Raw genomic sequence first — 15,352 nt, forward strand, 5'->3', positions numbered from 1 at the left:
TGGAATTATCCGACTAATTCTTTAGCTGAAGCAGCCACACCCTTGCGGCTTCAGCATCCAATTCTATTTGATTCTTTAATGCGTCAAACGACTCAAACTTTATCTCGTCGCGCAGTTTGTGCAAAAGTCGCACTTCTAACTGTTTACCATATAAATTGGCTTTAAAGTCAAAAAAATGTACTTCTAATTGCTGCCTTACACCATTAACTGTTGGCCGTTGTCCAATATTAGCAACACCACCGACAGGAACACCGTCGATATCTAATGCTTCAACAACATACACTCCCGACACAGGAGAAACACAACGTTTTAATGGAATATTAGCGGTAGGGAAACCGATAGTTCTCCCTAGTTTACGACCATGAGAAACACGACCACTGATACTGTAGTCACGCCCAAGCATGGTAGCACTAGAAACCAAGTCATTGGCCGCTAACGCATTTCGTATCTCAGTGCTGCTTACTCGTAATTGGTTTAAGCAATAACTTTGGGTGCTCACCACCTCAAAACCATATTTTTCGCCCGCTTCTTTAAGCATAGCGAAATTACCCGTTCGGCCTTTGCCAAAGCAAAAATCGTCACCAACCACCAAGAATTTCACACCAAGCTTATCAACCAAAAGCTCCTTAATGAACGCTTTCGCAGACAAGCTTGCAAAATACTGATTGAAATTCACACACAATAAACGACTAATCTCTAGCTTGCTCAATTGCACGTACTTATCTCGTAAGCGAGTTAAACGCGCTGGCGCTCGACCTTCAGCAAACAACTCCATAGGTTGCGGTTCAAACGTCATGACAACAGAAGGGAGTCCCAGTGCTGTAGCTTGTTTAGAAACCTGACTCAGAACCTCTTGATGCCCTAAATGAACACCATCGAAGTTACCTATGGTTAATACACAGCCATGATGCTGTGCTTTAATATTGTGTATACCTCGGATCAGTTCCATTGTGATCAGCTAAAACCTGTTATTTGCATCATTTATTGTGTGAAACCGACGGATTATATACTAATCAGTATTAATCTGTCGCTGCTTTTAAATGTTTTACTCGGATACCTAAAACCAGTACCGACACAATATAAGCAAAGCCACCAAGTGCGATCAACCCTGTTAGCGTCAACGCTCTTTGGTTGAAGCTCCAATCAAGCCACAGCTGCATATTGTCTAGTTGCCATAAAATCACGCCAACCATCACAGTTCCAGATACTAATAATTTAAGGCTAAACAACAATGTAGTCTTGGTTAAACGATAAACACCCGCTATATGCAGACCACGATAAAGTAGAGTCATGTTCACGAACGCAGATAACGCCGTTGCGATTGCCAAACCAACATAACCATAGAAATAAGCGAAGATCGCGTTGAACACCATGTTAGTGACCATCGCAATGATGCCGTACTTCACAGGAGTTTTAGTATCTTGACGTGAGTAATAGCCCGGAGCCAACACTTTAATCAACATGAAGTTTAGCAAGCCTGAAGCGTATGCCACCAAAGACATGGAAGCCTGCTGTACATCGTGTGGTGAAAACTCGCCACGCATGAAGAGCACCATCAGCATCGGCTTCGCTAAAACAATAAGACCTAACATCGCAGGAATGCCTAGCAATAAAACCATGCGCACGCCCCAGTCCATTGTATGAGCAAACCCTTCCCCTTGAGCATCTACGTGTTTACGCGACAAAGCAGGAAGAATAACCGTCGCAATAGCAATACCAAACAAACCGAGTGGGAATTCCAATAATCGATCCGAATAATATAGCCAACTGATAGAGCCGGTTGCTAGAAAGCTGGCAATGAAGGTATCGAACAACAAGTTGATTTGGCTCACTGATACACCAAACAAGGCAGGGATCATTAGCGTGCGAATCTTAACCACACCGGGATCTCTCCACCCCCACTTCGGCTTAACCAACACACCCGCTTTAATCAAGAAAGGCATTTGGAAAAGGAACTGGACTAAACCACCAAGAAACACACCGATGGCCAAGCCAATTTCGGGTTGTTCTAAATTAGGAGAGATAAACCATGCTGAACCTATGATCATTACGTTCAGGAACACAGGGGTAAATGACGAAACCGCAAATTTGCCCATGGTATTGAGGATTGCACCAGATAAAGCAACAAAGGTGATAAACCATAAATAAGGAAAGGTAATCTTGAGCATAAAGCTCGCCAGCTCAAATTTTGGTGCTGCTGGGCCATCATTTAACCAATCGATAAACCAACCTGCGCCAAACATCGCAGTGATGACACCCGAGCCCAACACCCCGATAACGGTGACGATAGAAACTAGTACCCCGAGCGTGCCCGATACTTTGGCAATTAAATCTCGAGTCTTATCTTTATCACCAGCAGCGTGATATTCTGTTAATACAGGAACAAACGCTTGAGAAAAGGCACCTTCTGCGAAAAGTCGACGTAAGAAATTAGGGATTTTATTAGCGAAGAAAAATACGTCGGCACTCGCTCCTGCTCCCATCAAATTTGCTACTACTACATCACGTACTAGCCCCAATACGCGGGAAACAAAAGTCATTGCACTGACAATCAGGCCTGACTTTAATAGTCGTTTACTCACACAAACCTCTGACACTGGTTGATTACTTTCAAGCGAGGATAAATACTATCCTGTCCTAAGAAGCATATTTATTAGCATTGGTCTAAAAATGCTGTTAGAATCCCCGCCATCTTAACCGCGATGACCTTTCCATACCAAAGTTTGTTTGGCTACGATTGGTTTTTGCACAAATCATTTGACAATTAAGCGCCTATGAGGGATAGTCCTCGCCCTTAAATTGTCACCGAACTAAGTTTTTGGGAGTTAGACCTTGGCAAACAGTAAATCTGCTAAGAAGCGCGCTATCCAAGCTGAGAAACGTCGCCAGCACAATGCTAGCCGTCGTTCTATGATGCGCACTTACATGAAAAAAACTATTGCAGCTATTGAAGCTGGCAATAAAGAAGCTGCAACTGCTGCTCTTGTAGAAGTTACACCTCTTCTAGACCGCATGGCGACTAAAGGCCTTATTCATAAGAATAAAGCTGCACGTCATAAGTCTCGTTTCGCTGCTGCAATCAAAGCTCTTTAATAGAAATTTGATTACAACGCAAAACGAAAAAAACCGGCCTCGGCCGGTTTTTTTATATCTAAATTTTGAGTAACACAGAGATTTTTCTTGCTGAGCGTTACTTGGTTTACTTAAAGATATGCGGTTTGCTGATAGGCACTAACGTTCGACATGAAATACTGACACTTCCTTGTGTCGACCCTACCCCTGGTAAGAAATCACTTCCCCCACCAGCAATAAACTACTTGCAGTACATACCATGCAGTAGGTTAATCATCGCTTTTACTTCTTCACTGCTCAATGTGTAATACACTGTTTGAGCTTCTTTGCGAGTTTCGACCAAACCATCTCTTCTCAACCAAGCAAGATGTTGAGATAAAGCAGATTGACTCAATTCCAACTTGCCACACAACTCCCCAACCGACAGCTCAGTACCATGCAATAGGCACAGAATCTGTAAGCGACGCTCATTGGCCATGGCTTTGAGTAGAATCACAGCTTGTGCTGAATTCTTCTCCATCTCTTTTAAGTTCATAGTTTGGCTCCATACAACCTTTACGCCAAGTCCGGGTTATCAGTATTTCCGGCAGATTATGAAGTCATGATAATCGATATCAATTCATTAACAAACAAGCTCACTCGAACAATTTGCTAAAATCTGCGTCACATACATTTTTTACTGCTGGATGTTGGATCATCCTCTCAGCAAATATGACGTAGTACTCCTCTTTTAACTCCTCGATTCCCCCCAACAATTGCAATGACGTATCTTCCTCAACCTCTGACATATATAGCGTAGGCGCTAAGAAAATAGCGTCGTGGTGGTAACGAGCGAAAGCCTTCATCAATGCCGCGTCATCAAACTCACCCAAAATATCAGGCTTAAGTCCTTGTCTATCAAACCATTGCAGTACTTTACGCCCCATCGAAGTTCGACTTCCTGGGATTAACAGTTTCTTTTGTTCTAATACAGCAGGAAAGTTAACACCTTCCACATTACCTGAACTGAAAAAGCTCATACCACTCTCACCCAACTTTTTACTAAACAGGCCTGGGCTTTGGCTAGAATCCACCGGGCAGTCTGACAAAATCATATCGAGCTTATGCTGAGAAAGTTGTTCAAGTAGCATTTCATGAGTCGATTCAAAGCAGCGTAAATGAATGCTGTTATCGGGTGGGATTGTCGACATCAATATCTTGCTGACTAATCTTTTGGACAGTGCATCCGCGACGCCAACATCAAACAGAATATTGGAGTGCTGGCTATAATTCACGATATCCAGCATCTCGTAACTCAGGCCAAACATACGATCGGCATATTTAAAGACCAACTGCCCAAGCTCTGTCGGCTCAACACTGCGACCATTACGCTTAGTTAGCTTGCCGTCCATACGCTCTTCTAAGGCTTTTATCTGACCAGTTACCGTTTGTGGTGTTAGGAATAGGGCTTCTGCAGCTTTAGTAACAGAGCCTTGCTTGCAAACCATCCAGAAGTAATAAAGGTGGTTATAGTTGAGATGCGACATAAATGTGCCGTAAAAAAAGAGAAGATAACCTGTTATATCAAATATGCCCTCCCCACTCAACAAACTCGGAAAAACCACACCTAACTATCAATTACCACTTATTTTTACGAAGTGTCTAATTTCATAATGTAATATTTCAACGATTATTTTCAATTTTTCTCTAACTTTTAAGATCTATATCACCTATCAAAAACACGAACAAAAAACTTTAAAAACAACAAGTTAAACCACCACCATTTCAAGACCAAATATTTAAAGAGCAAATCATCACAAAAAAGTCTCACCTAAACCAAAATGTAATATTACTGAAATATTTGTTCTCTAACATCACGCTCAGATTAAACAAACAGACCAAACACAGACTAAAACGGTCCAATGGAGAAAACATTATGAACCAAGCTACTACTGCAGCAGCGCCTATCTCGAGCACAACTCGTTGGCTACGCTGGGCTAACTTGGCATTCATGCTTTACCTACTATTACTTTCAGTTTCAATGGTTGGTACAGGCTTCAAATGGGCAACAGGCGAGCAAGCAAAAGTTCTTTTCGAATTTGCTTCACATCCAGTTGCAGGCTTAATGATTGGTTTAGTGGCAACAGCCCTTATTCAATCATCAAGTACAGTTACTTCAATTATCGTTGGCCTTGTGGCAGGTGGTTTACCTGTTGAGCTAGCAATCCCTATGATCATGGGTGCAAACATTGGTACTACAGTAACCAATACGCTAGTTAGCCTTGGTCATGTTCGTTGTAAAGATGAGTTCAAACGTGCATTCGCAAGTGCGACGATTCACGATTTCTTTAACCTATTAGCCGTTGCTATCTTCCTACCACTAGAGATGGCGTTTGGTATTCTAGAGAAAATTTCTCACTGGTTAGTATCACCGATGCTAGCAACAGGTGATATGAGCATGGGTGGTCTTAACTTCATCAAGCCAATCACTAAGCCTGTTGTAAGTGCGATTAAAGAGCCACTATCAACGTTTGGCGACACTGTTGGTGGGGTTATGCTTATCGTTCTAGGTATCGCGACTATCTTCGTAGCTATCACGGTAATGGGTAAGCTAATGAAGAGCCTAATGGTTGGCCGTGCTCGTGAGATTCTAAAGAACGCAATCGGTCGTGGTCCTATCCACGGTATCGCTTCTGGCTCTATCGTGACTATCCTTGTTCAGTCTTCTTCAACGACAACAAGCTTGATGGTTCCACTAGTTGGTTCAGGTGTTCTTAAAGTACGTGACGTTTACCCATTCACTTTAGGTGCAAACATCGGTACGTGTATTACCGCGCTATTAGCAGCGACAGCAGTATCTGGTGAGTTCGCAGTATTCGCGCTACAGATTGCTCTAGTACACTTGGTGTTCAACATCATGGCAACGGTATTCATCTTTGGTATTCCGTTCCTACGTGAACTGCCAGTGAAAGCAGCTGATATCATTTCAGACATGGCAGTGAAAAACAAAGCTGTAGTAGCTGGTTATCTTGTTGCGGTATTCCTTGTACTGCCTGGTAGCGTGTTAGCACTGACAGCTTAATAGCAAAACAAACATCGCTTATAGCAAAGCCCGCAACCTCCTAGGTTGCGGGCTTTTTCTTTTCTGAAAGGCAGATGTGGGAAACAAAAAGAAGATTGGAGTAGCGAGTGACAAGTTGAAAGCAGATACAGGATGGATGCGAGTGAACGAGTAACGAAAAGCCCGTTTTACTCGCATCTATATATCCCCGTCATTCCCTACAGCGAGGAACGAGCGTGATAGGGAATGACGGGGGTTTTTGATCTTAGTATCCCGAATCTCTTCTACTTGTATCTAACTCCCCTTATCTCGCATCTAAAGAAACGCTTACTTACCTTGCTCATTACGCAGATACATAATGGCAACCATGCCAAAGCCGATAAGTTGCCATAGATACTGCCCATCGCTTGCACCTGTGATGGTTTGAGTGAAAGCCATACAAGCAGTCACAAATAAAGAAGCAAAGGCAGCATAGAGTAACCACGGACGCTCCTTGCCAGACATGAACTCACCTGCTAGTACTGAACGAAGAACCAATAAAAATGGCACACATTGCAAAGCAATCAGAATAGGGAACATAAAATCGAATGTTGGACTCAGTAGAGCATGACCGATTTGGCTCTTATCCCAAGTACCTACAATATAGCCTTTCCAGCCAGCCCAAGTATCACCTGAATAAGCGGTATCTGGCGTAATAAAGCCAAGCACAACGCCCATCACTTTATCGACAAAGCCATTTTTGAACCAAAAGACGAATAAGAAGATCTGAATTGGAATGATCTGAAAAGCAAACTTCTTCAACATGTGTGTACCCCAAATAATTAATGATTTGGTTACCAGTATGTGGAAGTCGATGTTTTTACGCTTGATGCAAGGCAATCGAGCCTGACTCCAAACAATAATCAAACATGTTGAGAAGCCTGTCGGCACAAGAAAACCTTGCAGAAGAGCCGTTACTATTAGCGGTAACTCAACGTCTTCACTTCAAAGAGAATTATGTGGTTTAGGAAAGGTTTGTTTTTTATAAAGATTCAATAAGATCAAACAGTTGGCCATTATACTCTTTTTTCACTTCGGTATAGCGCTGATAGTTGTATTGCGAACCTTCTGGGTTATCCGACAGCTTGTCAGCCACACTAAGTAGATAAAAACTGATAGGGCTCGGTGTACTTTCGGCCGCATAAAAAAGGTAAGGGAAAGCTTGATTGGCATGTTGGTTGATTAACAGTGCAAGACCCAAGGTAAGGTTGGCAATATCACAACGTGGGTTCATCTCAAAGGCTTGCTTTGCCAGTTGCAGTGCATGTTCGCGATCTTCTTGCTCATGACTTTGCAAATAAGCCAAAGATTCCGAATACGACAATAAGGCATTGACCAAATAATTGTCTCTTCCTTGCTGTTGAATCGTATCCAACTGAAGTGCGATCTCTGCAAATGGCTGTCCACCTTTGCCTTGGTAGAAAAGCGATATTCCCTCTGAAATAACCTTCCAATCATCGTAGTTATCAATAGAAGTCACTCGATGACTGACGACACCGTATTCTGAACTCATTGGGGCAATAATGGCTTTGATCTCAAGAATCACATCCCCAATGGCATCAAAGAAGTTATCTTGGCTAAAGCTCTTTTCCACTTTCTGGCTTTGATTGGGCTGGCGGTTGTTTTGTATCAGCACGCTCAGTATATAATTACTGCCCTTTTGCTTGAGCCAACCTTTGAGTTCGACACCATTATTGGCAAGTGATTGCTTGCCCTGTTTCGAGAGCTGAGAGAAGTGGTAACCCGATAAATTTCTCGCTGAGTTCAGCCCGTAGAATAGGTAGTTGTACACGCTTTCCGACATCTCATAATCGTCCGCAGAATCGAGTGTTATGTCATGGATATAAACGGGAATCACATCACTTTGAGGCGCAGAAATAACAGCTGTGTCATTGGTTGGGATATCGCTTTGCCATGCCCAAGTTGCTATTAAGCCAATAGAGAATACTGCGGTTGTAATCAGGGCGATGGTTTTATTTTTAGGCTTAGAAACAACTTTGATTTCAGGTGGGGGAATTTCTACTACGGGAGTAGTCTCAACGCTAGGCTGAATTATCTCAATATCGAACAGATAACCTTGCTTAGGAATGGTCTGAATGATGCGATACGGACGTACTTTATCCTGAAGCTGACTGCGCAGTAAACTGATGACCTGTCTGACCAAGTTGTCAGACACTTGAGTTCGTTGCCAGACATCAGCAGCTATCTGCTGCGTACTAACCACTTGCCCGCGCTTGTCGATGAAATAGCTGAGCAGCCTTGCTTGTAGTGGCTCTAAATGAATCTCTTCACTATCAATCACCAACTGGTTTTTATCAGGGTAGAAAGAAATAGGAAAGTCGTGTTGCAATACAAAGCAATGCGAGCGAGTCATAGTAGTTCTGTGGTTAGAAAAGACCACTCAAGATTATTGGTTTTACGAATAGTAAGCAAGCCAAGCATCAGAAATAAAAAAGGCTGCGCAGAGGCAGCCTTTCGATCAATCAGTCAGTCAGTCAAACAAAGCAGATTAGATTAAACCGAGAATGGGTACTTAATCGCTTCGTGGCATTCGTAGCCTTCAACCCAGAAGTCATCCATCGTCACCCACGTTTCCAAATCTTCTAAAGACTTAATCTCAGGATTGATATGGAATGTTGGCCCCGCTAAAGGCTCACGCTTCAACTGGATATCACGCATAGGTGCGAGTTGATCTTCGTAGATATGAGCATTAACCAGCTTGTGGTAAGCCACACCCGCTTTCTTACCAGTAATTTGCGCCATGATTGCTAGGAACACATACACTTGAACCATGTTGAAGTTCAGGCCTAATGGAACATCACAAGAGCGCTGAGTACTGTTTAGGTACAAAGTGTCACCAAGTAGAGAGAAGTGGTGGCTGTACATACACGGACGTAAACAACCCATGTGGAACTCACCTGGGTTATAGAAGTTTAAGATCTCGCCGCGGTCATCAATGCCGTTCGTTAGATCATCAACAATCTTCTTCAGTTGGTCGATATGACCGCCATCAGGTTTTGCCCATGCACGTCCTTGAACGCCATAAACACGGCCCATGTCGTCTTCACCCTTGCGGTAAGGGTTATTTAGCCATGCTTCATTCAGGTTAGAATTCGCATCCCAAGTTTTAGTCCCTAGCTTACGAAAATCTTCAGCATTGTCGTAACCACGGATATAGCCAAGCAGCTCAGCAACTGCGGCTTTCCAAAAACTTTTACGTGTTGTTACCAGTGGGAATTGGTTATTACCTACATCATATTCAAGGTCAGCATTGATTACGGTTAGGCAGCGCTTGCCTGTGCGTTCATTTTCAATCCAAGTACCGTCATTAACGATACGCTGACAGAGATCTAAATACTGTTTCACACCAATTCCTTACTTCGTTTGTTGTGGTAATTCATCTTTGTAGTGACCACGCTTGTATGCCCAAACCATCATCAGCACACCGATGATAACCATTGGCAGTGACAAAATTTGTCCCATAGAGATAAATCCACCGAACAAACCTAGCTGAGCATCAGGTTCACGTACGTATTCAACTAGGAAGCGGAATGTACCATATCCTGCTAGGAATAACCCTGATACAGAACCAAGAGGACGCGGCTTTTTGATGAACCAGTTCAAGATGAAGAACAGTACAATACCTTCAAGCGCCATTTCATAAAGCTGAGATGGGTGACGAGGGAGTGGACCACCGTTAGGGAATACAATCGCCCATGGCACATCAGTCACACGACCCCATAGCTCACTGTTCATGAAGTTGCCCATGCGGCCCATACCTAAACCAAATGGAACCAATGGTGCAATCATGTCAGCGACACCAAAAAAGGTTCGACCGTTCTTTTTGGCATACCAAAGCATCGCGGTGATCACACCAAGCAAACCACCGTGGAAAGACATACCGCCAGTCCATACCTTAAATAGGTAGAGTGGATCATCAATGAAAAGGCCAAAGTTGTAGAAAAGTACGTAGCCAATACGACCACCAAGCACCACACCTAGAAAGCCAGCAAACAGTAGGTCTGATACTTGCTCTCGAGTCCAACCACTACCGGGTTGATCAGCTCGGCGATTTGCTAACCAAAGAGCAAACATAAAGCCGACAAGGTACATTAGGCCGTACCAACGAACTGAGATTGGTCCTAGTTCAATAAGAACAGGATCGATATTTGGGAATTCGATAAAACCCTGAGACATACTTGGCTCTCTATCTAAAATTGAATAACGGTTAACTCAACAGCTAACAGAAAAGACACTACAGCAGCATAGTGGCTGCTATAAACATTAAAAATACCGCAAAGAACTTCTTCAGCACGGGGGTTGGCAATTGAGTGGCCAGTTTCGCACCCACTCGAGTGGTCAACACTGAGGTACAAGATATCGCAATCAAAGCCGGCAGATAAACATAACCTAAGCTATACGCAGGAAGATCATCGACAGAAGATCCATGCCAAATGAAACCTAGCATTCCCGAAATCGCGATAACACAACCGCATACCGAAGATGAGCCGACGGCTTTACGCATTTCCACACCGTGATGGTTGAGGAAAGGTACCGACAAAGACCCACCGCCAATGCCCGCTAAACTTGATACCAAACCAATACCGCCACCACACAACACGGCTTTAGCTGAACCCGGCATCGACTTTTGACTCTTAGAGCGAATCGACAACAGCATTTGCAACGCCAATACCAAGACAATCACACCAAAGACTTTTGGTAAGTATTGAGCTGGAATCACATCGGCCACGAAAGAACCTAGGAAGCCACCTATCACGACACCTGGTATCAACCATTTAACGACAAAAATCTCTACATTACCCAATTTTAAATGGTTAATCGCAGACGATCCCGACGTAACGATAATGGTTGATAACGAGGTAGCCAATGCCATTTGCATCGCAAACTCTTGAGGGATACCCGCTTTAGGAAGCAAAAAGAGTAAGGCAGGAACCACCAGCAAACCACCACCAATGCCCAGCAAGCCAGCTAAAACACCAACAATAGCACCAAGGCCTGCTAGCAAGCCTATCAGTTCATATGACACGTTAAATCCTATTTTTTACCCGCTCGAATGAAGCCTGTAAATTCACGCTCTTCGAAATAGTTGAGCATCATACTATAGATGTCACTTCCATACGGTTTTGATAGCGCCTCATTTGCCAAATCTTGCAGTTCACTAAGCTTAGATTGACGAATCAAATACTTAGTCCTTGCGACATTTGAGGTGTTCATACTTAACGTCTCATACCCTAACCCAATCAAGAGCAATGCACCCATTGGATCACCCGCGAGCTCTCCACATATACACACAGGCAATTGATATTGCTTACAAGTATCATGGATGTGTTTCAATGCCATGATCACTGCAGGGTGCATGGATTCATAGACATCAGAGACGCGGGAATTGTTCCGGTCAACCGCCAATAAATATTGAGTTAAGTCATTGGTGCCCACCGAAACGAAATCAACTTTATCCGCAATAAGCGGAAGAAGGTAAAGCATTGATGGCACTTCAATCATGATACCGATACGCGGCATACGAACTCGACTGTCGAGTTCATGCACTTCATCGTAGGCTTGCTCGATAAGTTGAACAGTATCATCCAGTTCTTGAGTGCTAGAGATCATCGGCAACAAGATACTCAAGTTCTGGCTATCACAACTCGCACGTAACATGGCACGTAACTGAATAATAAAGATGTCAGGATGATCGAGCGTAAAACGAATACCACGCCAACCAAGGAATGGATTGTCTTCTTCTATTGGGAAGTAAGGTAACGCCTTATCTCCACCAATATCCAAGGTTCGCATCACCACTTGCTTCTCAGGGTAACTCGCAAGCACAGAACGATACTGCTTGAATTGTTCGTCCTCTGACGGAAACCTTTGCTGCAACAAGAAAGAAATTTCGGTTCGATACAGACCAACCCCATCAACCCCTTGGTTGATAGCGATGTTAGTGTCTGCACTCAAACCCGCATTAAGCAGAATCTCGACTTGCTTGTCGTCTTTCGTTTTTGCCGGTAAGTACAGTTCTCGATTGACCATAGAGGAGAGCTCACTCTCTTCTAGAATCAGCCCCCGATACTCTTTGAGCAGGTTTTTAGTCGGCTCAATAAAGATCTCGCCGCTATACCCGTCAACAATCGCTTGCTTACCATTAGCTTGCGAAAGATTAAGGTTAACTCCCATAACAGAAGGAATACCCAAAGCTCGAGATAAAATCGCTGCGTGCGAGTTCGCCGCCCCTTCCAAGGAAATAACCGCTAATAGTTTTTCTTTAGGAATAGACGCTAATACAGAGGCCGTTAACTCACGAACCACCAAAATAATCGGTTTATCTAACGTGCGAAGTTCATGTTCAGAATTGTGGAGGAAATAGAGCAGTCTTTGACCAAGCTCTCGGACGTCTTGCGCTCTCTCCCGAAGGTACACATCTGACATACGAGCAAAACGGTTAGAGTAACTCTCAACAACCTGTCTCAATGCCCAATCGGCTTTGTCGCCTTTCTGAATTTGACTCTTGAGATCCTTACGTAACATGGGATCGTTGAGTAAGTGAGTAAACAGATCAAAGATCGCCAACGCGTCTTTATTGATTTCACTATCTAAACGCTTTCGCATTCGCTTAAAATCATTGAGAGCATTTTCGACAGCGACTGCCAACAGCTCATGCTCCCTTTCAACATTGAGCGTCGAAGCAGGGTAAACATCGGTGAGTTCAGGCTGAGTGTTGTCCCACCATAAGTCACCAATCGCCACACCCGATGAAGCTGCAATACCTTTGGTCGCAGGTAGCTTCTGTTGCTCTAACAGCCAATGGCCTTGAGTTTGGGCATGCGCCACAATAACCGCAAGTTGTGCTGAGAGTGTAACAAGGAAGGATTCTTCCATCTCACTGAATAAACGGGGGGACTTCTGTTGAATGACCAATACGCCAAGCACTTGCTTGCGATAGATAATCGGAGTGCCGAGAAAAGAGTGATAAACCTTTTCTCCAAGCTCGGGAAAAAACTTATAAGCAGGGTGAGCAGACGCTTGTGCAAGGTTGATCGGTTCAGCACTTCTTTTAACAAGGCCAACCAAACCTTCGTCAAAACCAATGTGAATACTATTGCCTTTGAAGATCAGGCCTTGAGTTGCCATCAACTCAAGACGCTGCATATCATTATTTGCCAAATACACGGTGCAACATTCCGTCTGCATCGCGCTGCATGTCTCTTTAACCAAAATATCAAGAGCCGTCGACACATCTTCAACTCTTGATACGTGTTCAACTATTTCCCTTAGTTGGCTGAGCATGCTTAACCTCTACGCAATTTGCGCTTTCCTTTTGTTTTTCGCTCTTTAAACGGCATTGCTAAAGATGCGAATTCTTTCATCGCTCGACGGTAAACATCTCGCTTGAAAGATACAACTTGTCGAACTGGGTACCAGTAACTCACCCAACGCCAACCATCAAACTCAGGTGTGCTTCCACGCTGCATATTGATATGCGATTCATCGCAATCTAAGCGTAAAAGAAACCACTTCTGTTTTTGTCCAATACAGACAGGTTTAGAATCCCACCGAACCAGTCGTTTGGGCAGCTTATAGCGTAACCAATGACGACTTGTCGCGACGATCTTTACATCCTTTTTAGTAAGGCCAACCTCTTCATATAACTCGCGGTACATTGCCTGTTCCGGAGTTTCACCTTCATCTATTCCCCCTTGAGGGAATTGCCATGAATGTTGCCCGTATCGTTTAGCCCAGAAGACCTGACCATGGTTGTTACAGATTACAATACCAACATTTAATCGGTAACCATCGCCATCTATCACTGGCCAACCTCTATCTAAATTTTTAATTACACTGATTTTTCCACATATCCCCAATCGGAGCAAACTTAGTGACGTGACAAGCGCTATATTTATGAATAATAACTACGAATATGGATAAGTTTTGCTCAAATCTTAGTTACCCACACAAGAGTGAGACATAGACCACATTTATTCACCTTTTCTGTGAATAACTATGTGAAGAATTACCCTCAATCGTTTTTTTTAATCCATAGATTCATCAGAACCAAAAACAAAAAATCACCCACACCAAAAGAAAACAATTAAAAATCAATAAATTAAAATAAATCCATCAATTTTAAAAACATGAAAAAAGCAAAAGATCTTTTAAAAATCACCCATGGTTAAAGATCAACCACTCCGATGTTTATCCACACTAGTAAGTGAAAGATTCATTTCAAACCCTATTTAGCAAGCATTTTATCCCCTGCAAACCCCTGTTTATTTATCCACTAAATTAATATTTCAATTAATTACCTTCATGTCCTGTGGATAACCATGAGTTTGATCCCTTCTCTAGCTAGGCGACCATTTCTTAACCAGTCGTCATATGGTGATAACTTCTGGTAAAATCATTTTTTTGATCATGCCTTTTATTATGAAACCAGAACCACAAACACAACAAGAGCTGTTAGACAGAGCATATGCTATTGCAGGAATGACCTTCAAAGAGCTCGCCGATGAAGCCAATATGGTTGTACCAAACGACCTAAAGCGAGATAAAGGCTGGGTTGGACAACTATTGGAATGGCACTTGGGTGCGCCAGCTGGCAGTAAACCAGAACAAGATTTTGCCAAGCTCGGGATCGAGCTAAAAAGTATCCCGATTGGCTATTCAGGGAAGCCACTCGAAACCACCTTTGTTTGTGTCGCGCCATTGATGGGCGTGCAAGGCATAACTTGGGAAACCAGTCACGTTCGAAACAAGCTGTCTAAAGTGTTGTGGATCCCAGTAGAGGGAGAAAGAGAGATCCCGCTGACAGAAAGGCATGTAGGATCCCCTTTATTGTGGACACCAACCCAAGCGGAAGACGAGATCTTAAAAAGGGATTGGGAAGAGCTCATGGAGCTGATCGTGTTAGGTAATGTTGAACAGATAACAGCAAGACACGGCGAAGCACTGCATTTGCGACCAAAAGCCGCCAACAGTCGAGTGTTAACAGAAGCTTACGGTGCAAGTGGAAAACCAATAAAGACCAAACCTCGTGGTTTCTATCTACGAACTCAATTCACCCACAGATTGCTGACAACCCATTACGCATAGAAAGCCATTACGCATAGAGGTTTTATCTAGCATAGATAGGCTAAAAGATCAGTACGTTATAAACCGTCTCAATTTAGAAGTAATTTCTCACTA

At 43.3% G+C, this 15,352-nt stretch carries 14 protein-coding genes; 3 read left to right on the top strand and 11 right to left on the bottom strand.

Annotated features, from left to right (window positions below; genetic code table 11):
- Window positions 1–13: 13 nt before the first annotated feature.
- Together ribF and murJ are read right to left on the bottom strand one after the other, a co-directional pair.
- Window positions 14–949 (bottom strand): bifunctional riboflavin kinase/FAD synthetase, encoded by a 936-nt coding sequence (ribF, locus tag ACED60_RS06530; protein ID WP_371727172.1) that lies wholly within the window; start codon window positions 947–949, stop codon window positions 14–16.
- 70 nt (window positions 950–1,019) lie between these two features.
- Window positions 1,020–2,582: a murein biosynthesis integral membrane protein MurJ gene (gene murJ, locus ACED60_RS06535; protein ID WP_009848488.1), complete on the bottom strand. Its 1,563-nt coding sequence runs from the start codon at window positions 2,580–2,582 to the stop codon at window positions 1,020–1,022.
- A 250-nt stretch (window positions 2,583–2,832) separates the two neighbouring features.
- Here murJ and rpsT point away from each other — a divergent pair, with 250 nt between their 5' ends.
- The gene (gene rpsT / locus ACED60_RS06540) at window positions 2,833–3,093 is read left to right on the top strand and encodes a 30S ribosomal protein S20 (RefSeq protein WP_012603273.1); all 261 of its coding nucleotides are present in this window, start codon (window positions 2,833–2,835) and stop codon (window positions 3,091–3,093) included.
- Between the two features lie 220 nt (window positions 3,094–3,313).
- Here the strand turns inward: rpsT and ACED60_RS06545 are convergent, their stop codons facing one another.
- Window positions 3,314–3,607 (bottom strand): metalloregulator ArsR/SmtB family transcription factor, encoded by a 294-nt coding sequence (locus ACED60_RS06545; protein WP_009848443.1) that lies wholly within the window; start codon window positions 3,605–3,607, stop codon window positions 3,314–3,316.
- A gap of 100 nt (window positions 3,608–3,707) precedes the next feature.
- Window positions 3,708–4,598 (bottom strand): transcriptional activator NhaR, encoded by an 891-nt coding sequence (nhaR, locus tag ACED60_RS06550; protein ID WP_009848442.1) that lies wholly within the window; start codon window positions 4,596–4,598, stop codon window positions 3,708–3,710.
- Between the two features lie 389 nt (window positions 4,599–4,987).
- Between nhaR and ACED60_RS06555 the strand changes: the two genes are divergently transcribed.
- Entirely contained in the window at window positions 4,988–6,133 is a 1,146-nt protein-coding gene (locus ACED60_RS06555; RefSeq protein WP_017102996.1) for a Na/Pi symporter, read from the top strand.
- Window positions 6,134–6,439: 306 nt separating this feature from the next.
- Here the strand turns inward: ACED60_RS06555 and ACED60_RS06560 are convergent, their stop codons facing one another.
- The 7 genes from ACED60_RS06560 to rppH all read right to left on the bottom strand — a co-directional run bounded on the left by ACED60_RS06560 (window position 6,440) and on the right by rppH (window position 13,977).
- Complete coding sequence (locus tag ACED60_RS06560) at window positions 6,440–6,916, bottom strand: hypothetical protein (RefSeq protein ID WP_009848440.1); 477 nt, start codon at window positions 6,914–6,916, stop codon at window positions 6,440–6,442.
- 217 nt (window positions 6,917–7,133) lie between these two features.
- A complete protein-coding gene (locus ACED60_RS06565; RefSeq protein WP_009848439.1) occupies window positions 7,134–8,525 on the bottom strand; it encodes a winged helix-turn-helix domain-containing protein in 1,392 nt (463 codons plus the stop codon).
- A gap of 140 nt (window positions 8,526–8,665) precedes the next feature.
- Window positions 8,666–9,517, bottom strand: coding sequence for a thymidylate synthase (locus tag ACED60_RS06570; protein WP_009848438.1), 852 nt, complete (start codon window positions 9,515–9,517; stop codon window positions 8,666–8,668).
- Between the two features lie 9 nt (window positions 9,518–9,526).
- A complete protein-coding gene (gene lgt / locus ACED60_RS06575) occupies window positions 9,527–10,348 on the bottom strand; it encodes a prolipoprotein diacylglyceryl transferase (protein ID WP_004735021.1) in 822 nt (273 codons plus the stop codon).
- A gap of 58 nt (window positions 10,349–10,406) precedes the next feature.
- Window positions 10,407–11,198, bottom strand: a complete 792-nt coding sequence (locus ACED60_RS06580; protein WP_371727173.1) for a sulfite exporter TauE/SafE family protein — start codon at window positions 11,196–11,198, stop codon at window positions 10,407–10,409.
- A gap of 8 nt (window positions 11,199–11,206) precedes the next feature.
- Window positions 11,207–13,456 (bottom strand): phosphoenolpyruvate--protein phosphotransferase, encoded by a 2,250-nt coding sequence (gene ptsP, locus ACED60_RS06585; protein WP_009848436.1) that lies wholly within the window; start codon window positions 13,454–13,456, stop codon window positions 11,207–11,209.
- A gap of 2 nt (window positions 13,457–13,458) precedes the next feature.
- Window positions 13,459–13,977 (bottom strand): RNA pyrophosphohydrolase, encoded by a 519-nt coding sequence (gene rppH, locus ACED60_RS06590; RefSeq protein WP_009848435.1) that lies wholly within the window; start codon window positions 13,975–13,977, stop codon window positions 13,459–13,461.
- A 616-nt stretch (window positions 13,978–14,593) separates the two neighbouring features.
- Between rppH and mutH the strand changes: the two genes are divergently transcribed.
- Entirely contained in the window at window positions 14,594–15,259 is a 666-nt protein-coding gene (gene mutH, locus ACED60_RS06595) for a DNA mismatch repair endonuclease MutH (RefSeq protein WP_102249744.1), read from the top strand.
- The last annotated feature ends 93 nt before the right edge of the window (window positions 15,260–15,352 follow it).

Source organism: Vibrio sp. 1F279, from assembly GCF_041439815.1.
GTDB lineage: Bacteria > Pseudomonadota > Gammaproteobacteria > Enterobacterales > Vibrionaceae > Vibrio > Vibrio tasmaniensis_A.